The following is a 21591-nucleotide window of genomic DNA, read 5'->3' on the forward strand; positions in this document are numbered from 1 at the left end:
GTCAATATCATTTGTCCGGTTTAGTCTAAATCAGCAGTTGCCGCTGGCTGGGTTTCGCAGCCCTCCTGTTCAGGGACAGGAATGTCTGCAGCTATGCCGTGAGCTTCATTCCATTTGCGGGATACCTTGGACAGCCAGGATACCAGCAGCGGGCAAAGCACGGCTGTGATTACCACGGCGGCAGCTGTCTGGGCAGTGGCTGTTTCCACCTGAGGCTGGAAGGAAGGATCGGCCATGGCTACGGCAGTGGGCGTGGTGGTGGCCACCCCGGCCGTGGTTCCGATGGCAGCGCCCATGGGATCCGCCTTTCTGCGGAGGGCGCTGTAGAGGAAAAAGGTAAGAAGTCCGGTGGCCAGCACGGTAAGAAGGCCCAGCACAATACCGGAAATACCCGCTCTCAGGATATTGTTGAAGTTCATGCCGGCACCTAGGGCAAAGCCGTTAAAGGGCGGGAGAAGAATCATGCCGGTGGCCAGAATTTTTCTCCACTCATGGTCCAGATTGCCGATGATGAACCCGATAACCATGGGGATGATGCTGGCAATGATATCTGTTATGGGGAAGTTGCCCATGCCGGAGGCGCCCAATGCAATCATGGTAAAAAAGGGCCCGTCATTGAGGGCAAGGATAGAGGTGGCTCCCACATCTGTTTCATCACCAAATTCGCCTGCCAGGGTGGCATAGATGACGCCGTTGGAATTGGTTACGGCTCCGATGACAGCCAGGGGCGCCAGTCCCAGGAACCCTGCTTCGCCGAACAGTGCATTGAGCAGAAGCCCCAGGCCGAAACCGATAAAGAACTTAAGGGCGGTGAGGACAACGCCTTTCCATACCGTGCTGCCGGCCATCTTTACATCAATGGTGGCGCCGCTGCAGAACAGAAACAGGCCAATCAGGGTGGGGACCCCGTTCTTGAACAGGCCTGAGGTAAAACCTCCGATGGTGAGGGCGTTGGGGAAAAAGGTATTCATTGCACATCCAAGGAGCAGGGGAATCACCATCACTCCTGCCGGAAAACGCTTCATTGTCGCTAATATCCTCATAAATCTCTTCTCCTTTACGTGGGCTTCCATGCTCACCGGCCATGTGAGATGCGTCAGCCGCTGGTTGATTTTACATGCCATTGCAATGCTGCTGACTGATTAAAAAAGCAATTGTCGTGCCAAAAAACTATTTGAGGGTGAAACAGATTCAAATTTTATTTAAAACAGCTAAAGTTGCATGAGAAAATATGTGCTATTTGCACAATAAAAAAGGAAAAACAAATAAAAAGTTAGGATATATAAAATTGCACAAAGATTGCTATTTGGCAATAAAATGCAATTTAATGATTGCGAAAATACAATATATAGGATAATATGGACAATGGGAGGTGGAAGAGTGTGATTAAAATTGTATTTTTTGCACCATATCCGGACATTCTTCCTGTCATTGAGCAGGTGTTCCGGGAACGGCCTGAATCGGAAGCCATTCAGTATGAGGTTGTCCAGGATTTCTACAATAACAGACTGGAACAGGTGGAGGCGGACGTGGTTATAGCCAGGGGCTTTACGGCCCATACCTTAAAGCGCAAAAACATTCCGTGTGCAGAGCTTAAATCCACGGGATACGATGTGATGAAGGCAGTCAATGAATGTATGCAGAAGGGGAATATTGAAAGGATTGCCGTGGTGGGCGCCTTCAATATGGTGTATGGGGCGGAGCAGATGTGCCACCTGTATCCGAACCTGGGGCTGGGCTGCTATGCGGAGGACGATGAGACCAAGCTGGAGATGGCGGTGCACCAGGCTATGAAGGACGGGAACCAGGCCATTGTGGGGGGATATTCCACGGTCCAGATCGCGGAGCGTCTGGGTATGCCGGCTGCCATGATTCATTCAGGAATCGAGGCGGTAAACCATGCCATTTCAGAGGCCATAGCGGTGGCCCATCTCACCCGGTATGAGAGGCAGAAAAGGGATGAGATAGCAAATATCATGAACTACTCCTTCCAGGGGATTATTTCCGTCAACAGGAAGGGAATCATAACCCTGGCCAATACATGCTGCCATACGTATATGAAGGACAGAAAGACTTCGCTGGCAGGAGAGCATATAAAGGACTTCTTTCCGGATATTGATTTTGACAGTGTGATCAGGGACAAACAAAAGATCCTGTCGGAGGTGTGCAGGTTCGGAGGAAAACAGGTGCTGGTCAATTGTGTGCCTGTGGCCGGTGACTCGGAGGAGTTCGGCTGCGTGCTCACCTTCCAGGGAACGGAACAGATACAGGCAGAGGAGGGCAAACTGCGCAAGCGTATGCATTCGGACGGCTTTACGGCCAGGTACGACTTTTCCCACATACTTTACAGGGACAGCTGCATGGAGGCGGTTATCAGCCAGGCCGTGAAATTCAGCTATTCGGATTCCAATATACTGATTCATGGGGAGACGGGGACGGGAAAGGAGCTGTTTGCCCAGAGCATTCACAACTCCAGCCGCAGAAGGAAGGGGCCTTTCGTGGCGATTAACTGCGCGGCATTGCCGGAGAACCTGCTGGAGAGCGAGCTCTTTGGCTATGTGGAAGGGGCCTTTACCGGAGCGTCCAGGGGCGGGAAAATGGGATTTTTTGAGATTGCCCACAAGGGGACCATTTTTTTGGATGAGATAGGCGATATATCACCAAAGCTGCAGAGCCGCCTCCTGAGGGTCATACAGGAAAGGGAAATCATCCGGCTGGGCAATGACACCGTGATTCCCATTGATGTCCGCGTTATCTGCGCCACCAACAGGGATTTAAAGAAGGAGGTGGCCCGGGGGAATTTCAGGGAGGATCTGCTGTATCGCCTGGATGTGCTTGAACTCAATCTTCCGCCCCTCAGAAAACGGAAGCAGGACATCCTTTATCTGGCGGACCGGATGGTGCGGTTTGAACATGAGCGCACAGGGAGCAGGCTGGAGGCAATAACCCAGGAGGGCAGGGAACTTCTGATGCGTTACAACTGGCCGGGGAATGTGAGGGAAATGCGCAATTTCTGTGAGCGTATCTGTATTCTCTGCGAGAAAACAAGGGCAGGGGCAGAGGATGTACTCCAGGCCCTTCCGGGAGAGTGGGAGCACGGGGAGGGGGCAGACAGCCAGTATGCAGAAAGCCGGCATGCAGACAGCGGTTCCGGCAGCGCGGATTTTCCGGCGTCCGGCAGTCATGTACCGGCGGAGGCCGCGGGCCGCGGGCCCCGCCTGGAGGAAGCCCAGAGGCAGGCCGTGAAGGACGCCCTAGAGCTGTGCGGTTATCACAGGGGCAGGACAGCCGCATATCTGGGAATTGATAAGAGTACTCTGTGGAGAAAAATGAAAAAATACGGCATTGAGGGTTAGACGGCTGACAAGAAACACCGGGCACAGGGGTTGCGCTGAAACGGAGAAACATTATGAAACAAAAATACATTATGAAACAAAAATAAAACGTAATAGGGATGATGAAACATTTATGCCGTGAAAAGTATGAATACATTGGGGGATAAATGATGGTGATATATGCAAAATGCATAACGTAAATAAAGGGTTCCCGGAGGTAAAACAGAAAAAATCGTTCTTCCTGAAAAGTTTGGCATGCTTTTTGCTTTTAATACAGGCATAAGTCAAGAGCAGAAATAAAAACCAAAATAGAAGGAAGGATGATTTTTTTATGAGCGGTAAACCGATTTTAGGAATCTTATTAGGAGATGCAGCCGGCGTGGGGCCGGAAATTATTGTCAAGCTGGCAGCTTCCAGATTTTACGATGAATACTGCCGTCCCGTGGTAATAGGGGACGTCAGGGTGTTTGAGAGAGGTGCCAGGATATGCGGTCTGGAAATCCCGGTACAGGTCATTGACAAGGTGGAGGAAGCAGACTGGACCAAGGGAATGCCTGTCCTGGATCAAAGGGATGTGGACCCTGAGCAGGTTCCATTTGCCAACATCAGCATTGAAAGCGGACGCGCCTGCCTGAACATGCTGAAAACAGCCATTGAGCTTTACCAGGCCGGCAGGATTGACGGATTCTGCTTTGCCCCGTTAAATAAGCAGGCAATGATTCAGGCCGGGTGTCCTTTTGAGAGCGAGCACCATTACATGGCCCATCTCTTTGGACACACGGAGCCGTTTGGGGAAATCAATGTGCTGGGAGATCTGTGGACCACAAGGACAACCAGCCATATTCCCATTAGCAAGGTCAGCGACAGCCTGACCGTGGATACCATCATGAGAGCCATAAGACTGGCCAATGTTTCCCTTAAGAATTCCGGTATTGAGAAGCCCAGGCTTGCCCTGGCAGCCCTGAATCCTCACTGCGGCGAGGGCGGAAAGTGCGGCCGGGAAGAGATTGATGTAATCGCGCCGGCCATTGAAAAGGCAAGGGAGATGGGGATTGACGCCAACGGACCGTTCCCATCCGACATTCTGTTCATCAAGGCCTTTAACGGGGATTTTGACGGAGTGGTGACCATGTATCACGACCAGGGCCAGATCGCCCTTAAGCTGAAGGGATTTGACCAGGGCATCACCATTGCGGGAGGACTTCCGGCGCCAATCGTCACATGCGCCCATGGCACGGCTTACGATATTGCCGGAAAGGGAATTGTTAAGACTTCGGCATTTGAGAATGCGGTCAAGATGGCTGCCAAGATGGCGGCCCATCTGAAAGGCTGCTGATAAAAGGGAGGGGTTTACATGAAAAAAATAGGTACAAAGCAGATTGTACCCTTGGTGTTAGCAGTATTTGCAGTGGTATTTGCAGTGGTTGGTTTTACACAGCTGGGGTTCTGGGAGGATGTGGACGGTCCTCAGCCTGGTTTCTTCCCGGCCATCATGGCTATCGTCATGTTCCTGGCAAGTATTGCTTCTTTCTTTCAGTCCCTGAAGGAAGAGAAGGCTGCCAGGTATGAGCGGGATGAGATGATGGTCATAGCAGGGGGAGCTGGAATCATAGCGGGTTCCTTTATTATAGGTCTGCTGCCCAGCTGCTATTTGTTTGTGATACTGTGGCTGAAAGTGTTTGAGAAGACCGGATGGAAGGAAACTCTCATTGTCCTTGCTGTCTGTATGGCCATTTCCATCGGTGTGTTCCGTATGTGGCTGGGGGTCCATTTTCCAATGGGGCTTTTTGAAGCATTCTTGTAGAAGGGGGTAAACAAAATGGAAAATATACAACTGTTAATGCATGGCTTCTCCACGCTGTTCACCTTCAGCAATGTGGGAGCCGCCCTTTTGGGAGCGGTTCTGGGCCTTGTGGTGGGGGCAATGCCCGGTATCGGAAGTCTGGCCGGTGTGGCCCTGCTGCTTCCGCTGACCTACAAGTTTAATCCCACCACTGCCATCATTATGCTGGGAGCTTTGTATTACTCCAATATGTACGGCGGCGCCTTCAGCGCAATCCTGTTAAATATTCCGGGAGACTCACCGGCCATCTGCACAGCCATGGACGGCTACCCAATGGCATCCAAAAAGAAGCGTCCCGGACAGGCGCTGTTTACAGCCAATATGGCCTCCTTTATCGGAGGAACCATCGGCATCATCATCCTGACCTTTACAGGACCTGCCCTGGCGGATATCGGCCTTAAGTTCGGCCCGTCCGAGATGACGGCTCTGCTTCTTATCGCCATGACGTCCATCAGCTGGCTGGTGGGTGAGAATCCCATCAAGGGCGTGGTGATAACCATGCTGGGTATTCTGCTGGCAAGCATTGGCATGGACACTCTCTCAGGCTCTCCCAGATATGATTTTGGCAGTATGTACCTGCTGGGAGGCATTCCCTTTACGCCCTTCATTATCGGCACAGTGGGATTTTCACAGGTTATTAAACTGGTGATGGAGCGCAGCAATGAGGTGAAATCAGAGCCCCACATGAAGCTTACCATCCGCGGAAGTATCCTGACAAAGCATGATTTCAAGCGTCTGCTTCCGCCTGCCCTGCGCTCCGGCGTCATGGGAACCTTTGTGGGCGTGCTTCCGGGAGCAGGGGCAACCACCGGCGCTTTCATGGGATACGCAGCCCAGAAGAAATTCAAGAACGAGGAAGAACTGGGAACCGGCGCCATAGAGGGCATTGCGGCCAGCGAAGCTGCAAACAATGCGGCCGCGGCAGGTGCATTTGCGCCGCTTCTGGCCCTGGGCATACCGGGAAGCGGCACTGGCGCAGTGCTTTTAGGAGGCCTGATGATGTGGGGGCTCAATCCGGGACCGCTTCTGTTTACCAATGAACCGGAATTTACATGGGGACTGATTGCATCCCTGTTCCTCTCCAACATATTTGCGCTGGTTGTGGCAATCGGTGTCATTCCGTTCCTGATTCAGATATTGTCCGTGCCTGTAAAGTACATGATTCCCATTATCACCATTGTGTGCGTAGTGGGATCCTACAGCTCCAGCTATTCCATGTATGGCGTGCTGATTATGTTTCTGTCAGGCATACTGGGATATCTGCTGGTCAAGAACGACTATCCCACGGCTCCCATGCTTTTGTCCTTTGTGCTGGCTAAGCTGCTGGAGTCCAATATGCGAAAGGCATTTATCATATCGGGGGGAAGCCTGGGCATTTTCTTTACAAGACCCATTACCTGCGTGCTGATGCTGATTTTCCTGGCATTTATCTGCACACCTGTGGTAAAGGCCGTCCTTAAAAAGGCAAGGGCATCCAAATAGGGCTGTAATGATTCGGCAGCTGGTACAGCAAATGTAATATTCCCAAAGTAGCATAACAAAGGTAACTTGCAGGTTTGTTCATATATTTAAGAACATGGTTTGAGGAGGTATTTAATAATGAAGAAAAGAAGTATTGTAATGGCAATGGCAGCACTTATGATGGTATCAGCAGTAACCGGATGTACAAGCAAGGCCGTCAGCAGCGACGGCACATTCACACCAAAGGAAACCATTAACTGGACCGTTACATCCAGTCCCGGCGGCGGCAGCGACATCTACACAAGAATGATATCCGATATCATGACCAAGGAAAACCTGGTCAACGGACAGCCTATCATTGTTACCAATAAGACGGACGGAAGCGGTGAAATCGGCAGAAACGAGGTGGCTACCACCAAGGGGAGCAAGGCTGACTATACCCTTCTCACCTTTAACAGCGGCGATTTAATGCCCATGGTCCAGAATACAAAGAACCGCTCGTCCAATTTCCGTATCCTGGCCATTATGGCGGTTGACAAACAGCTTATTTTCAAGGGAGAGCAGACCAAGTATGCTGATTTCAAGGAGGCAATCGAGGCTGCCAAAAATGGTACAAAGATCGTCATCGGCGGATCCAAGGGAGATGATATCGCCACCTATGATGCTATGCTGGAGGAAATCGGAATCAGCAAGGACGTGATGTCCTATATCACCTATGACTCCACCGGCGACGCCATCACCGCAGCCCTGGGAGGCCATGTGGAATTTGTTATCTCCAAGCCTGCGGCTGCTTCTGAGTATGTGACAGCCGGTTCCCTGATTCCTGTGCTGGCCCTGTCCACGGAACGCTACACCGGCAACCTGGCAGATGCCCCCACACTGAGCGAAATCGGAGACTATGAAAATGTGGAAGTCCCTGTATGGCGCGGCGTGGCAGCCCCTGCAGCCATGAGCGATGCAGCGGCCGCTTACTGGAGTGAACAGTTGGGCAAGGTTGCTGAGACCGATACATGGAAGAATGATTATCTGGAAAAGAACAAACTGATTGGCAACTATATGGATGCTGCCACGGCAACGGAATATGTGACAGCCTATGAAAAGGACTTCATGGCTGCCAACGGAATCCAGTAAACACGGCTGAAACACGGCTGATGCATTAGAAAACCAATCAACACGGGAGAGGACCGGAACGGGACATATGGGTACCGGAGCCGCATCCTCTCCCTTTTTGTACCCTGAAACAGGCAGGGAAAACAGGGAACGCAACAAAATGAAACACTGATGCCGGAAAAAATTGAAACATAAAAAACGAATTGAAACATTAAGAAACAAATGCGACGAATCAGTAAGGAATGTTTCAAATATTTGGGACAAATGGAACGGATTTTAACGGTTTCAACGTGTTTTGAAATTGGCACGATTTTTGCTTGTTAATAAGGCAAAGCACTGAAGGAGGTTTGGAGATGAAACTATGTTATCAGGTGGCCACACCAGATGTGGCAATCGCTGATTCAGTGACAGCATACCAGGGAAGCCTGGAGAAAAGCTTCGGGGACCTGGGAAGGCTGGGATACGACGGGGTGGAGCTGATGACCCTGAATCCGGAAAAACTGGACTGGAATGAAGTGAAAGAAACAGCTGAAAAGAACGGATTGTCTGTTATACTGGTATGTACAGGGGAAATCTTCGGGCAGCTGGGATTAAGCTATACAAACCCCAGGGAGGAGATCCGGAAGGAGGCTATCCGCAGGAGCAGGGAAATCATTGATTTTGCAGGCTTTCTGGGAGCCAATATCAACATCGGACGTGTGAGAGGCCAGTACTGCGGAGAACTTTCCAGAGAAGAAACCGAAAACCTGGCAGTGGAGGCCTTCCGGGAGCTGGCTGACTACGGGGCACCCAGGAACGTGAACATTGCCCTGGAGACAGTGACTATTATGCAGACGAATTTCATCAATACCCTGGCAGAGGGGGCTGCCATGGTGGACCGTGTGGACCGCCCCAATTTCCGGCTGATGATGGATATTTTCCATCTGAATCTGGAGGAGAAGAACATCTATGAGGCCATCCGCAGGTACAGCTCCTACAATATCCACGTACACCTGGCAGATAACAACAGACGGTATCCGGGCCACTGCGGTCTGGACTTTGAGAAGATTCTCACCACCTTTAAAGAATGCGGATATGACGGCAATTTCTGTACCGAAATCTTCCAGATTCCTTCCATGGAGGAGGCGGCAGCGGGCGCCATCCGGCATTTGCGGCCCATCGCGGACCGGGTTTACGGACGGACTGTCTGATGCAGAAAACAGGTGAATAACACACATGGAAGAAAACGGGAGGAAACAATGAAAAGCATTGCGTTGATTCATACGGTAAAGAGCGTGGCATCGGGCTTTGATGACAGCCTGAGAAACTATCTGGGATATGAAGTGAAGATACATAACCTGTGGGACGATTTTCTGGCCAATAATCCCAACGAGATTGGGGAGTTTACCATACAGAACCGAAACCGTCTGTTCTGCGATATGAAGGCCCAGGAGCTGACAGGAGCAGATATCATTGTCACCACCTGCTCCACCCTGACCCCGGCGGTGGAACTGATCCGGCCTTTTATCCAGGTTCCCGTCATTGCCATCGACGATGCCATGGCCAGAAGGAGCGTTCTCTACGGAAAGCGCATCATGGTTATGGCCACGGCAGAGAGCACGGTGGGGCCCACTGTCTCAAAGATTAAGGCTGAGGCGGATAAGGCGGGAAGGGAAGCAGACATATCCACCTGCGTGTGCATGGATGCATTCTTTGCCATGAAAGCCATGGACATGAAGAAGCACGACATGATTCTCAAGGAAAAGGCCGGGGAACTGAAGGGCTATGACTGCATTGTCCTTGCCCAGGCGTCCATGGCCCATCTGGAGGACGAGACAGCTTCCATTACAGGCTGCCCTGTCCTTACCAGTCCCAGGCTGTGTATGGAAGAAATCAAGAAAAAATTGGAGGAGATATAGAGATGACGAATGAGAGAAAAGAGGAGTTACAGAGACAATGCAGCAAATTCCGGAACGACCTGATTGACCTGCTTTACAGCATCCAGACCGGCCATCCCGGCGGATCCCTGTCATGCACGGAGATACTGACGTCCCTTTATTTTGAAATCATGAATGTGAATCCTGAAGATCCGGAGATGGAGGGAAGGGACCACCTGATTCTGTCAAAAGGCCACGCGGCCCCCATGCTGTACCTGGTGCTGGCGGAGAAATGCTTTTTCCCCAAGGAGGAGTTAAAGACCCTGCGCCAGATGGACAGCATGCTTCAGGGCCATCCCTGCGTACATAAAACTCCGGGTGTGGAGCTGTCCACAGGTCCTTTGGGGCTGGGACTTTCCGCCGGCCTGGGCATGGCCATGGCAGACAGAATTAAGGGACTGGATTCCTATACCTATGTGGTCATGGGCGACGGTGAGATTGAGGAGGGCTGTATCTGGGAGGCTGCCATGTCCGCCTCCAAATTCGGGGCTGACCATCTCATCGGCATTCTGGACAACAACGGAGTACAGCTGGACGGCACCCTGGAGGAAATCATGCCCATGGGAGACATCGGGGCAAAATGGAAGGCTTTTGGGTGGAATGTGATACCATGCGACGGTCATGATGTGGAGGATTTCTGCCGGGCCGTGGAGGAGGCTAAGAAGACCAAAGGCCGTCCTTCCCTGATTCTTGCCGCCACCGTGAAGGGCAAGGGGGTTTCCTTTATGGAAGGAAAGAACACCTGGCACGGCAAGGCCATCAATGATAATGAATACGCACAAGCGAAAGCAGAATTAGGAGGTGCCAGATAATGGGAGAAAACATAGCAATCCGTGACGCTTACGGCGCAGCGCTTAAGGAATTAGGAGAACAGAATGAGAAGATCGTGGGCCTGGAGGCGGATGTGGCTTCCTCCACAAAGAGCGGAATTTTTGGAAAGGCATTTCCGGAACGTTACTTTAATGTGGGCATCAGCGAGCTGGATATGGTATCCATGTCAGCCGGATTTGCCAGGGAGGGACTGATTCCTTATGTAAATACATTCGCAGTGTTCCTGACCACCAGAGGGGCAGATCCTATACAGAGCCTGATTGCCTATGACAAGCTGAACGTGAAGCTCTGCGGAACCTACTGCGGGCTTTCGGACTCCTATGACGGAGCCAGCCACCAGGCCATTACCGACCTGGCATTTGTGAGAGCCATCCCCAATATGACGGTGATTACAGTGGCGGACGCAGTGGAGACAAAAAAAGCGGTATTTGCCATTGCAGAACATCAGGGCCCTGTCTATTTAAGGCTCAGCCGCGCGGCAGCTCCTGTGTTTTATCCTGAGGATATGAAATTTGAGATCGGCAGGGGCATTACGGTCAGGGAAGGCGGGGATGTGACCATTATCACCACGGGAACCGTGCTTCACAAGGCCCTGGCAGCGGCAGAGCTTCTGGAAGAAAAGGGAATCCAGGCAAGAGTGGTGGATATGCATACCATCAAACCTATTGATGAGGAACTGATTATAGAATGCGCCAGGGAGACGGGCGCCATCGTGACCGTGGAGGAACACTCTGTCTGCGGCGGACTGGGAAGCGCTGTGGCGGAAGTCCTGGCAGAGCATATGCCGGTACCCATGACCCGCATCGGGGCCACTGACTTTGCAGAATCCGGGGATTATGAACAGCTTTTGGTGAAATACGGCTATGGCCCGGAATCCATCGCAGAAAAATGTGAAAAAGTGATGAAGCGCAAGCAGGTACAGAAAAAGTAATACAGGAAAATCAGTGCAGAAAACCAGTACAAAAAAGTTAAAAACCAGTATAAAAAGTCAGGAGGGAAGGCGCGCCTATGGAACAATCCATGAGAAGGTTTATGAAGGTGGGAATCATTCTCCACGTATCCTACCCGCAGCTGGGAGGAGGCGAGGGACCTATCCTGGAATGCCTGGAGCGGATCTGCGGGGATGATTATTTTGAAGCCGTGGAGGTGGCCAGAATGAAGGACGGGCAGGTCCGGAAAAAGGCGGCGGAGATGATCCGCGCGGCCCATATGGTGTCTGCTTACGGCGGCCAGTCCAGGACCTTGTCTGCGGGACTCAACATCAATGACCTGGATGAAACCAGAAGGGCCATGGCAGTGGACACACTGAAGGAAGGAATTGATGAAGCCTATGAGATGGGCTGCGCAGGTTTTTCCTTCCTGTCCGGCCGGTATGACGAGGGACGAAAGGAACAGGCCTTTGAACAGCTTCTTAAATCTACCAGGCAGCTGTGCAGGTATGCAGGGGAGAAGGGAAATATGCCCATCTGCTGCGAGGTCTTTGACTATGATATTGACAAGAGGGCTCTCATCGGTCCGGCAGCCCTGGCTGCCCGCTATGCAGGGGAAATCCGGAGGGACTATGGGAATTTCGGCCTGCTGGTGGATTTGAGCCATATCCCCATGATTCATGAGACCATCGAAGAAAGCATCTTGCCGGTGAAGGATTACATCATTCATGCCCATATGGGAAACACGGTAATTAAAAGCCCGGACTGTGAGGCATACGGGGACAACCATCCCAGATTCGGATTCCCGGACAGTGAAAATGATGTGGAGGAGCTGGCCCATTATCTGAGGACGCTTATGGAAATCGGATTTCTGGGTGAGAAGAAACGGCCTATTGTAAGCTTTGAGGTGAAGCCCTGGAAGGATGAATCCCCCGAAGTGATTATAGCAAATGCAAAACGTACGTTGAACCTGGCATGGGAGCTGGTGTGACAAGTACCTGCATTTGATATATATAAATACATATTGAGCTAATGCAATTGAATCAAACAAGATTTGTAAACAGAAATAAGGAGGTATTTAATTATGAAAGACCCAATTCAGAAATATTTTCAGGTAGGAACCATACAGTGGATGACCCATCCTCCGGTGAATTATCCCATACTGGATTCCGTTAAGACCATCTGCTGCGACGAATACTTTAATGCCCTGGAGATAACCCATATCGAGGACCAGGAGACAAAGGACAAGGTAAGGGATATGCTGGCCCAGAGCCACATGAAGGTGTGCTACGGCGCACAGCCCCGCCTGCTGGGACCAAAGCTTAACCCCAATGATCTGGACGAGGAAGGCAGGAAGAAGGCCGAGGCTGTCCTGATGGATTCCATTGATGAGGCCCGGTACATGGGTGCAAAGGGAATTGCCTTCCTGGCAGGAAAATGGGAACCGGAGACAAAGGACCAGGCATATGCCCAGCTGCTTAAGACCACCAGGGCTGTGTGCAGCTATGCTGTAACCAAGGGAATGATGGTGGAGCTGGAAGTGTTTGACTTTGACATGGATAAGGCAGCCCTCATCGGGCCGGCTCCTTATGCGGCCAGGTTTGCCGCGGATATGCGCACCACCCACAACAATTTCGGCCTGCTGGTGGACCTTTCCCATTTCCCCACCACCTATGAGACTTCCAGGTTCGTGATTCAGACGCTGCGTCCCTATATCACCCACCTGCACATCGGTAATGCGGTGGTGAAGGAAGGTTTTGAGGCGTACGGCGACCAGCACCCAAGGTTCGGGTTCCCTGACAGCGCCAACGACACAGAGCAGCTTGTGGATTTCTTCACTGTCCTGAAGGAAGAGGGCTTCTTTAATAAGGAAAATCCCTATGTATTGTCCCTGGAGGTAAAGCCGTGGGCAGACGAGGACGGAGATATCATACTGGCCAACACCAAGAGAGTCATCAACAGGGCCTGGGCGCTGGTAGAGGATTAAACAGCGTCTGCAGTATCATTGTGCCGGAGGTGTGCTTGACAGTGGCGCATAAGATAGGATAGAATTGAATAATTGGAAAAAGGAGGAATAAGTCATGAAAATCGTAGTGTTAGACGGATATACAGAAAATCCAGGTGATTTAAGCTGGGAGGGACTTGAAAGATTAGGGGAGTTAACCGTATATGACAGGACTCCTGCTGACAAGATTGCAGAGCGGATTGGGGACGCAGAGGCGGTTTATACCAATAAAACCCCGATCAGTGCGCAGACCATCGGACAGTGTCCGAATTTAAAGTTCATCGGAGTGCTGGCCACTGGCTACAATGTGATTGATACAGCGGCAGCCAAGGCGGCAGGCGTGATCGTGTCCAACATCCCAACCTATGGTACGGACGCAGTGGCCCAGTATGCAATTGCCCTTTTGCTGGAGCTGTGCCACCACATCGGGGAGCATTCTGACTGTGTAAAGGCAGGGGAGTGGACCCACAATGCTGACTGGTGCTTCTGGAAGCATCCCCTGGTGGAGCTGGCCGGAAAGACATTCGGCGTCATCGGCTTTGGAAGGATTGGACAGGGTACGGCCAAAATTGCGGAGGCTCTGGGCATGAAGGTATTGGCGTATGACGAGTATCCCAACAAGGCTTTGGAGACAGATAACTGCAAATATGCTTCCCTGGACCAGCTTCTGGCTCAGGCCGATGTCATCAGCCTGCACTGCCCGCTGTTCCCATCCACAGAGGGAATCATCAACAGGGATTCCATTGCAAAGATGAAGGATGGAGTAAAAATCATCAATACCTCCAGAGGTCCCCTGATTGTGGAAAAAGACTTAAGGGAAGCGCTGGACAGTGGAAAAGTCAGCGGGGCAGCAGTGGACGTGGTATCCACAGAGCCTATCCGCGAGGACAATCCTCTTCTGGGCGCCAAGAATATGATTATTACCCCCCATATTGCCTGGGCTCCCAGGGAATCCAGACAGAGACTTATGGACATTGCAGTGGATAATCTGAAACATTTTGTAGACGGAGCACCACAGAATGTGGTAAATAAATAGTAGGAAAATCAGACAGCCTGCAGCGCAGGCCCATGACAGACGCCGGGCGGCAGAAGAGGGCATGAGAATGCTTTGATTCCTCCCGGCGTATTTCCGTATTGGCGCAAATGGGGCAGACACAGAGGGAAAGAGGGCGTGAATTCATGGTAACAGTGCGGATGTTTATTCCATATATGAATATGAAAAGCAGGTTCGAGGCGGCGGTGAGCCGTCTGGAGCCTCAGGACGATGTGAGGGTGGAGCTGCTTCACGTATTCGGCACACCGGAATCCCTGTCGCGGTACGGGGACGCCGACATATTAGTGGCCAGGGGCATGACTTATGACCGCCTCAGGTATCTGTTTCCGGAAAAGCATGTGGTGGAGATACAGCTCTCCAGCTTTGATATACTGAAAGCCCTGATTTGCGCCAGACAGGAGTTCCATCCCAAGAAGATAGCCCTCTGTGTGCGGTATATGGATGAGAGCGCTGTGTCCGAGCTGGAAAAGCTGTGCCAGGCGGAGATTGCGTATTATACGGTCCATGACGAGGCCTCCACCCTGGAAGCCATCCACAGTGCCAGGGCCAATGGCGCCGATGTGTTTGTGGGAGCCGGTACCATGTGCGGACTGTGCGATAAAGAGGCATTGAACCGGGTCCACATCCACACAAAGGATATCGCCATAGAGCAGGCCCTGAAGCAGGCCATGGATGCGGCCAGGACCATCAATATGGAGCGGGCCAGGTCCAAGATGACCAGCACCATCCTCAACACCAGTTCCGATGCCCTGATTGCCGTCAGCGGCAGCGGGCTGATTCAGGCATTGAATAACCAGGCGTACCGTACCTTTCAGCTCTCCTCCCAGGCTGACTACACGGGCCGTCCCGTGGAGGAGGTCTGTCCTGCCCTTAAATGGAAGGATGTGGTGGAGACCGGACGGGAACGGGAGGAGGTTATCCAGTGGAAGGACAGGAAACTGTATACGGAATACAGGCCCGTGCTGGTGGACAAGATGGGAAAGGGCGCCATCATTGTTGCCCGCTACACCGAGCAGATTATTGAGGCAGAGACTAAAATCCGGCAGAGCCTTGCGAAGCAGGGTCTTACGGCAAAGTATTCCTTTGACGACATCATTGGAAGCAGCCCTGCCATCCGGGAGAATATTCTCATGGCAAAGCGTTACAGCCGGGTGGATTCCAATGTGCTGATTGTGGGAGAGACAGGAACCGGAAAAGAACTTTTTGCCCACAGCATCCACCGGGAGAGCAGGCGCAGCGCAGAGCCCTTTGTGGCGTTAAACTGTGCGGCCCTGCCGGAAAACCTTCTGGAGAGCGAGCTTTTTGGATATGAGCCGGGAGCATTTTCCGGGGCGTCTAAAAACGGCAAGACGGGCTTGTTTGAACTGGCCCATAAGGGGACCATTTTCCTGGATGAAATCGGGGAGATTCCCATATCGCTCCAGGCAAAGCTTCTGAGGGTGCTTCAGGAGCGGGAAATCCGCCGCATCGGCAGCAACCGGGTACAGCCGGTGGATGTGCGCGTTATTTCTGCTACCAATATAAATATTGAGGAAAAAATCCAGGAAGGGCAGTTCCGCGCCGACCTGTATTACCGTCTTAATCTGTTGGACATCACTATACCGCCGCTCAGGGAAAGGGGAGACGATATCCGGGAAATGGTGGATTTCTACCTGACCCGCTTTGCCTGTGAGATGGGAAAGCCCATCCCCAGACTGTCAAAGGAGGCAGTGGATTTGATGACCCATTACGGCTGGCCCGGCAATGTCAGGGAGCTGCGCAATATCTGCGAGCGCCTGATTGTGCTGAGCGACACCACGGAAATCGGACTCAGGGAAATACAGATGCTGAAGATATTCAGGAAAAAGGAAGGCCCTCTGCCCGGCACTCAGACACCGGACAAGGAAACGGACCAGCCGGAAACCGGGATTGTGTATGCCAATTTGAAGCCCAGGAAGAAAAAACAGGATATAGCGAAGGAGCTGGGGGTCAGCAGGACGACCCTGTGGCGCATGGAGAAAATGGCGCGGGAACAGAAGAAGCAATGATGCCTGGTTATATATCTATTGACAGAAAATCTTTTGGGAGATATGCTTACAATATCAGGAAAAACCAAAAGAATAAAGTTGAGAGGTGGAGACATGAGGATAGCACTGATTAATGAGAACAGCCAGGGCGCCAAGAATGGCATGATCTACAATTCCTTAAAGAAAGTGGCTGACCAGTACGGCTTTGAGGTGGACAACTACGGCATGTACACAGCAGAGGATGAGGCGCAGCTTACCTATGTACAGGTGGGAATTCTGGCAGCAGCCCTGCTGAACGCAAAGGCGGCGGATTATGTGATTACAGGCTGCGGCACGGGCGAGGGAGCCATGCTGGCCTGCAACTCATTCCCGGGCGTGATTTGCGGCCATGTGGAGGATGCGCTGGACGCCTATACATTTGCCCAGATTAACGACGGGAACGCCATTGCCATTCCATTTGCCAAGGGATTTGGCTGGGGCGGCGATCTGAACCTGGAATATATATTTGAGAAGCTGTTCTGCGAGCCTTCCGGCCAGGGATATCCCAGGGAGAGGGCTGTTCCGGAGCAGAGAAACAAGCGGATTCTGGATGATGTGAGAAAGGCTTCCTTCAGGGAGGATCTGGTGGAAATCTTTAAGGGACTGGACCAGGAACTGGTGAAAGGCGCGTTTTCAGGAGAAAAGTTCGGGGAACTGTTCTTTGGAAAATGTAAAGATGAGAAGCTGGCCGCTTATATCAGGGAACTGATTGGATAAGGAACGTTTTGGAAGAGAACGATCTGTAGAAGAAGGCAGGACAAGCCGCTTTGCGAAGGCAGGGCGGCTTGTTCTATTATACTTGTTCTATTTATACCTGTCCCCTTGTATAGATGGGAGGAAATGTTCAGGTGTGATTCTCAGCGTTTGTGACGGGGAAGGGTCAGTTTTAGGCCCAGAATGCGGGTCAGAGACTGGTCGATGCGCTCCTCTGTCAATTCTCCTGTTTTTACTGCATCCAGTACCCCGTTATAAGCTTCCTTAAAGTCAGCGGGCATGAGCAACAGGTCAGCGCCTGCCTGCAGGGCCATGACAGCGGCCCGGTCCGGGGGATAATTGTCCTGTATGGCTCCCATGTTAAGGGCGTCGGTGATGATGATTCCATTATACCCCATAGTCTCCCGCAGGTAATCTGTGAGCACTTGGGAGGACAGGGAGGATGGGGTGTCGTCTCCTGTAACCTGAGGCAGAGAGATATGGCCTGCCATAATGAAGGGCGTGTTGTCCTGAATCAGGCCGGCAAAGGGAACCAGCTCTGCCTGCTCCAGTTCGTCCCATGTCTTATAGGTATAAGCAAATCCCTTATGGCTGTCCCCCTCTGTGGCCCCGTGGCCCGGAAAGTGTTTGGGAGTCCCATAGACATGGTGTTCTTCCAGCCCCTTCATGTAGGCCTTTACCATCTGTGTTACCAGAACCGGATCCGAACCAAAGGAGCGGTCCAGCACAACGGTATTGTCCGGGTTGGTCAGTACGTCTGCATCCGGCGCAAAGTCCAAATTAATTCCAAATTCTTCCAAATATCCTCCGATAACAGAACCTGCCTCGTATGCCCTGGAAGTATCCCCGGTCTTTCCTATTTCAGCCATGGTATCCACCTTGGGCAGATCAAAGCCCTGGTGGTTTGCGATACGGGCCACTTTACCGCCTTCCTCGTCAATGGAGAGGAACAGTGGGGGCTGGTTCAGGCCGGACGCAAATTCCTGGGTTTTGGCTGTCATGGTTTTAAGCTGGCCTGGGTTTTGCAGGTTTTGGGGAAAATAGATAAGCCCGCCCACCGGGTATTCCTGCAATGCCTTGTATGTGGCATCCCCTGCCTGGGTTACGGTCTTAAAGCCGGTAAGGGCTTCCGGGGTAATGATAAAGAGCTGGGCCGCCTTCTGCTCCAGGGACATCTGGCTGATGACGGCCCGGATATCTGCGTTATCTGTGTTGTCTGCATTGGTTTTATCCGATAGACTTACAGGATCCGGCCGGTTCTCAGAATTTGGGGGATCACCTGTCCCGTCACCTGCCCTGTCTCCGGCAGCCCCAATCTCCTGTGAGGCGTCTGTCCCGGCCGGACGCCGGGAATCCATGCTGCCGGCCTTGATTTTAAATAGGATGGCGGCAAGGATTACGGCACATACCAGTCCTGCCGCCGTTATATAGAGCCATTTGATGCCTGTTTGTTTTCTTTTCTTTCTGGAATGTCCTCTGGTTGTCAAGTTCGTCCTCCTTTAAATGTGTGTCAGCCTCAGCGTGTCAGCCTTCCGCGTCCTGATGCGCTGACAGCTCCTCCATACGGTTCATGACAGAGCGCCTGCCCGGGAATCCTGAAAAACTGTATTGACAAAGATAACAATATGAGTAATAGTGATATTATAGCATTGTATGGCGAAATCGTGGAATACTAGAAACTGAATTTTTAAACAGATTCCGGTACGGCCCATACTGCGCAGCAGAGGAGGTGTGAGTATGGATATTAACCAGGACAGGTTGTGGTCGGATATCCAGGAGTTGGGAAGGATTGGGCGCAGCCCGGACGGCGGCATTACCCGTCTGGCTTTTACGCCCCAGGACCGGCAGGCACAGGACTGGCTGGAAGCCAGGATGAGAGACGCCGGACTTGCCGTAAGGGAGGACGCGGCCGGCAATCTGATCGGGGAGCTTTGCGGCAGCCGGCCTGAAAAGCCATGCGTCATGTGCGGATCCCATTACGACACCGTGCCGGGCGGCGGGCAGTTTGACGGGACTCTTGGAATCCTCTCGGCCCTGGAGGCAGTGCGCAGGATCCGGGAGCAGGGAACCGTCACAGAGCGGACCATACGCCTGGCAGCCTTTAAGGACGAGGAGGGAAGCCGCTTTGGATATGGGATGGTGGGCAGTAAATCTATCTGCGGCATACTGGACCCTGAGGGACTTACGTCCGTGGATAAGGATGGAATCTCCCTGGAACAGGCCATGGCTGATTACGGGTGCAGGCCCGGCCAGCTGGCTTCCTGTAAGATGGAGGACGTGGGGACGTATCTGGAGCTTCACATCGAGCAGGGAAAGGTGCTGGAGGACCATGGGGCGTCCATTGGCGTTGTAAGCGGCATAGCCGGGCTGGTGCGGTATACGGTGGAGATACGGGGAGAAAGCGGACACGCAGGCGCCACGCCCATGAAGGCCAGAAAGGATCCGGTTCCAGCCATGTGCCGGTGGATTGACAGGGTAACGGAGCTGGCAGGGGCACGGGAGTCATGTGTGGCCACTGTGGGCTCCATTACAGCATACCCAGGAGCGCGGAATGTAATCTGTGAGCGTGTGGTGTTTTCACTGGATCTGCGTTCCATCCGCCAGGAGGACCTGAGGGAAATCGCGGAGGAGATGGAGCGGTACGGGGCAGAGCTGTCCTCACTCCACGGCGTGGAGGTGAGCCTAAGGCCTGACCAGGCGCTTCCACCATGCCGCTGTCATGAACCTCTCCGGGAAGCCATAAAGAATATCTGCCGGTCAGAGGGGTATTCTTTTATGGAACTGATGAGCGGGGCAGGCCATGACTGTATGAATTTTAAGGATGTGTGCCCCACTGCCATGATTTTCGTGCCGTCAGAGGGAGGAGTGTCCCACAGGAAGGAGGAGTTTACTTCCAGGGAGGACTGCGCCCGCGGGGCCGGGGTGCTGCTGGGGCTTCTGCTTGAGACGGCAGGCGTTTCAGATAAGATTGACTGACAAAGGAGATTGCTATGGAAAAATTAGAAGAATTTTTTAAGTTAAAAGAAAGGGGAACCAGTGTCAAGATAGAGGTTCTGGCAGGTATTACCACGTTCATGACCATGGCCTATGTGCTGGTGGTGCAGCCCGGCGCCATCATTGGTTTCGGGGATGCGGTATCCTTTACAGATATAAACGGGCTGGTTATCACCAAGGAGGCAATTGCGGTTACATGTGCTGTCATCAGCGCGCTTATTACCCTGCTTATGGGCTTTTACGCCAACCTGCCCTTTGCGCTGGCAACGGGTATGGGAACGAATTTCATGTTCGGCTCCCTGCTCCAGTCCAACACCCTGTCCTTTGGCGCCATCATGGCCATAACCCTGATTTCCGGCCTGATTTTTGTGGTTCTGACCATATTCGGGGTAAGGGATTTGATTGTCAAGGCCATACCCAAAAACATAAAGGTGGCCATTGGGTCGGCAATCGGTTTCTACATTGCCTACCTGGGCTTTAAGAATTCGGGCATCGGAACCTTTACAAATGGAATCGGAATGGGGAATTTCAAGGAACCGGCTGTATTTATCGCCCTGCTGGGTCTGGTTATCATTGCCGTTCTGACGGCATACAGGGTAAACGGGGCCATCCTCATCGGAATTGTTGCTGTCACTGTGATGGGAATTCCTCTGGGTGTGACCACCCTGCCGGATACCTTTGCCAAGATACCGGATGTTTCATCCTGGGGAAATATTGTATTCTGCTTTGATTTCAAAGGACTGTTGTCCTTCCAGGCCATCATATACGTATTCATTGCCTTTTGCGGGGACTTTTTCTCCACGCTGGGAACTGTGCTGGGAGTGGCCGGCAAGGCAGGCATGCTGGATGAGGACGGAAACATGCCGGGAATCCAGAAACCTTTCCTGGTAGATGCCATCGGCACCTGTGTGGGAGCCTGTACCGGCAATACCACCATCACCACCTTTGTGGAATCCACATCAGGCGTGGAGGCGGGCGGCAGAACCGGCCTGACCAGTATTGTGGTAGCCGTTCTCTTTGCTGTCATGGTGTTCTTTTCGCCCCTGATTCTGATGATACCGGACGCAGCCACTGGCCCTGCCCTTATCTTTGTGGGATTTTTGATGGTATCAGGCATCAGGAACATTGATTTCAGCGATTTCACGGAAGCCTTCGGCCCGTTTGTCATGATTATGTTTGTTATTTTCTGCGGAAGCATTGCGGCGGGAATCGCGGCAGGCATTCTGGCATATATCATCATCAAGACTGCCACGGGTAAGTTTAAGGAGCTGCATCCGGTCATGTACGTGCTGGCTGTTCCGCTGGTCATGTATTTTGTGTTTAAATAGTAGAATTGCAGACAAAATGATAGTTG

Annotated in this window: 18 protein-coding genes; 16 read left to right on the forward strand and 2 right to left on the reverse strand. The window is 52.2% G+C overall.

The window, feature by feature from the left end; translation table 11 throughout:
- Window positions 1-20 precede the first annotated feature (20 nt).
- Window positions 21-1043 carry a 2-keto-3-deoxygluconate permease gene (locus tag LI015_RS00610; RefSeq protein WP_002567967.1) on the reverse strand — a complete coding sequence of 341 codons (1023 nt, stop codon included), beginning with the start codon at window positions 1041-1043 and terminating at the stop codon, window positions 21-23.
- Between the two features lie 315 nt (window positions 1044-1358).
- Between LI015_RS00610 and LI015_RS00615 the strand changes: the two genes are divergently transcribed.
- From LI015_RS00615 to LI015_RS00680, 14 genes are all read left to right on the forward strand, one after another.
- Entirely contained in the window at window positions 1359-3356 is a 1998-nt protein-coding gene (locus LI015_RS00615; protein WP_227123724.1) for a sigma 54-interacting transcriptional regulator, read from the forward strand.
- 310 nt (window positions 3357-3666) lie between these two features.
- A complete protein-coding gene (locus LI015_RS00620) occupies window positions 3667-4671 on the forward strand; it encodes a PdxA family dehydrogenase (protein WP_002567965.1) in 1005 nt (334 codons plus the stop codon).
- 18 nt (window positions 4672-4689) lie between these two features.
- Window positions 4690-5139 (forward strand): tripartite tricarboxylate transporter TctB family protein, encoded by a 450-nt coding sequence (locus LI015_RS00625; protein WP_002567964.1) that lies wholly within the window; start codon window positions 4690-4692, stop codon window positions 5137-5139.
- Window positions 5140-5154: 15 nt separating this feature from the next.
- Window positions 5155-6660 carry a tripartite tricarboxylate transporter permease gene (locus tag LI015_RS00630; protein ID WP_002567963.1) on the forward strand — a complete coding sequence of 502 codons (1506 nt, stop codon included), beginning with the start codon at window positions 5155-5157 and terminating at the stop codon, window positions 6658-6660.
- A gap of 117 nt (window positions 6661-6777) precedes the next feature.
- Window positions 6778-7770, forward strand: coding sequence for a Bug family tripartite tricarboxylate transporter substrate binding protein (locus tag LI015_RS00635; protein ID WP_117626044.1), 993 nt, complete (start codon window positions 6778-6780; stop codon window positions 7768-7770).
- 332 nt (window positions 7771-8102) lie between these two features.
- On the forward strand, window positions 8103-8939 hold the full coding sequence (locus LI015_RS00640) for a sugar phosphate isomerase/epimerase family protein (RefSeq protein ID WP_002567961.1): 837 nt from the start codon (window positions 8103-8105) through the stop codon (window positions 8937-8939).
- A gap of 48 nt (window positions 8940-8987) precedes the next feature.
- Complete coding sequence (locus LI015_RS00645; protein WP_227123726.1) at window positions 8988-9647, forward strand: aspartate/glutamate racemase family protein; 660 nt, start codon at window positions 8988-8990, stop codon at window positions 9645-9647.
- 2 nt (window positions 9648-9649) lie between these two features.
- The gene (locus tag LI015_RS00650) at window positions 9650-10477 is read left to right on the forward strand and encodes a transketolase (RefSeq protein WP_195633191.1); all 828 of its coding nucleotides are present in this window, start codon (window positions 9650-9652) and stop codon (window positions 10475-10477) included.
- Window positions 10477-11427: a transketolase family protein gene (locus LI015_RS00655; protein WP_002571733.1), complete on the forward strand. Its 951-nt coding sequence runs from the start codon at window positions 10477-10479 to the stop codon at window positions 11425-11427. Before LI015_RS00650 ends, LI015_RS00655 begins: the two co-directional genes overlap by 1 nt.
- Before the next feature lie 77 nt (window positions 11428-11504).
- A complete protein-coding gene (locus tag LI015_RS00660) occupies window positions 11505-12416 on the forward strand; it encodes a sugar phosphate isomerase/epimerase family protein (RefSeq protein WP_195633192.1) in 912 nt (303 codons plus the stop codon).
- 93 nt (window positions 12417-12509) lie between these two features.
- A complete protein-coding gene (locus LI015_RS00665) occupies window positions 12510-13412 on the forward strand; it encodes a sugar phosphate isomerase/epimerase family protein (RefSeq protein WP_227123728.1) in 903 nt (300 codons plus the stop codon).
- A 94-nt stretch (window positions 13413-13506) separates the two neighbouring features.
- Window positions 13507-14466: a D-2-hydroxyacid dehydrogenase gene (locus LI015_RS00670; RefSeq protein ID WP_002567955.1), complete on the forward strand. Its 960-nt coding sequence runs from the start codon at window positions 13507-13509 to the stop codon at window positions 14464-14466.
- Window positions 14467-14609: 143 nt separating this feature from the next.
- A complete protein-coding gene (locus LI015_RS00675; protein WP_002567954.1) occupies window positions 14610-16511 on the forward strand; it encodes a sigma 54-interacting transcriptional regulator in 1902 nt (633 codons plus the stop codon).
- Window positions 16512-16604: 93 nt separating this feature from the next.
- Window positions 16605-17246 (forward strand): RpiB/LacA/LacB family sugar-phosphate isomerase, encoded by a 642-nt coding sequence (locus tag LI015_RS00680; protein WP_002567953.1) that lies wholly within the window; start codon window positions 16605-16607, stop codon window positions 17244-17246.
- A gap of 140 nt (window positions 17247-17386) precedes the next feature.
- Here LI015_RS00680 and LI015_RS00685 read toward each other — a convergent pair whose 3' ends face one another.
- Window positions 17387-18730 (reverse strand): glycoside hydrolase family 3 protein, encoded by a 1344-nt coding sequence (locus LI015_RS00685; RefSeq protein ID WP_227123729.1) that lies wholly within the window; start codon window positions 18728-18730, stop codon window positions 17387-17389.
- Between the two features lie 250 nt (window positions 18731-18980).
- On the opposite strand from LI015_RS00685, the gene LI015_RS00690 reads away from it, so the two are divergent.
- The gene (locus tag LI015_RS00690) at window positions 18981-20219 is read left to right on the forward strand and encodes a Zn-dependent hydrolase (RefSeq protein WP_118017521.1); all 1239 of its coding nucleotides are present in this window, start codon (window positions 18981-18983) and stop codon (window positions 20217-20219) included.
- Window positions 20220-20233: 14 nt separating this feature from the next.
- Window positions 20234-21565 (forward strand): NCS2 family permease, encoded by a 1332-nt coding sequence (locus LI015_RS00695; protein ID WP_117626052.1) that lies wholly within the window; start codon window positions 20234-20236, stop codon window positions 21563-21565.
- Window positions 21566-21591 lie beyond the last annotated feature (26 nt).

This window comes from Enterocloster sp. 210928-DFI.2.20, assembly GCF_020554465.1.
Taxonomy (GTDB): Bacteria; Bacillota; Clostridia; order Lachnospirales; family Lachnospiraceae; genus Enterocloster; species Enterocloster bolteae.

Excerpts from the sequence above, each read along its gene's own strand:
- LI015_RS00660 (WP_195633192.1), top strand. The coding sequence starts at position 11,505 with ATGGAACAATCCATGAGAAGGTTTATGAAGGTGGGAATCATTCTCCAC.
- LI015_RS00640 (WP_002567961.1), top strand. The coding sequence starts at position 8,103 with ATGAAACTATGTTATCAGGTGGCCACACCAGATGTGGCAATCGCTGAT.
- LI015_RS00680 (WP_002567953.1), top strand. The coding sequence starts at position 16,605 with ATGAGGATAGCACTGATTAATGAGAACAGCCAGGGCGCCAAGAATGGC.
- LI015_RS00650 (WP_195633191.1), top strand. The coding sequence starts at position 9,650 with ATGACGAATGAGAGAAAAGAGGAGTTACAGAGACAATGCAGCAAATTC.
- LI015_RS00665 (WP_227123728.1), top strand. The coding sequence starts at position 12,510 with ATGAAAGACCCAATTCAGAAATATTTTCAGGTAGGAACCATACAGTGG.
- LI015_RS00635 (WP_117626044.1), top strand. The coding sequence starts at position 6,778 with ATGAAGAAAAGAAGTATTGTAATGGCAATGGCAGCACTTATGATGGTA.
- LI015_RS00645 (WP_227123726.1), top strand. The coding sequence starts at position 8,988 with ATGAAAAGCATTGCGTTGATTCATACGGTAAAGAGCGTGGCATCGGGC.
- LI015_RS00620 (WP_002567965.1), top strand. The coding sequence starts at position 3,667 with ATGAGCGGTAAACCGATTTTAGGAATCTTATTAGGAGATGCAGCCGGC.
- LI015_RS00695 (WP_117626052.1), top strand. The coding sequence starts at position 20,234 with ATGGAAAAATTAGAAGAATTTTTTAAGTTAAAAGAAAGGGGAACCAGT.
- LI015_RS00610 (WP_002567967.1), bottom strand. The coding sequence starts at position 1,043 with ATGAGGATATTAGCGACAATGAAGCGTTTTCCGGCAGGAGTGATGGTG.
- LI015_RS00630 (WP_002567963.1), top strand. The coding sequence starts at position 5,155 with ATGGAAAATATACAACTGTTAATGCATGGCTTCTCCACGCTGTTCACC.
- LI015_RS00625 (WP_002567964.1), top strand. The coding sequence starts at position 4,690 with ATGAAAAAAATAGGTACAAAGCAGATTGTACCCTTGGTGTTAGCAGTA.
- LI015_RS00675 (WP_002567954.1), top strand. The coding sequence starts at position 14,610 with ATGGTAACAGTGCGGATGTTTATTCCATATATGAATATGAAAAGCAGG.
- LI015_RS00690 (WP_118017521.1), top strand. The coding sequence starts at position 18,981 with ATGGATATTAACCAGGACAGGTTGTGGTCGGATATCCAGGAGTTGGGA.
- LI015_RS00615 (WP_227123724.1), top strand. The coding sequence starts at position 1,359 with ATGGACAATGGGAGGTGGAAGAGTGTGATTAAAATTGTATTTTTTGCA.
- LI015_RS00670 (WP_002567955.1), top strand. The coding sequence starts at position 13,507 with ATGAAAATCGTAGTGTTAGACGGATATACAGAAAATCCAGGTGATTTA.
- LI015_RS00655 (WP_002571733.1), top strand. The coding sequence starts at position 10,477 with ATGGGAGAAAACATAGCAATCCGTGACGCTTACGGCGCAGCGCTTAAG.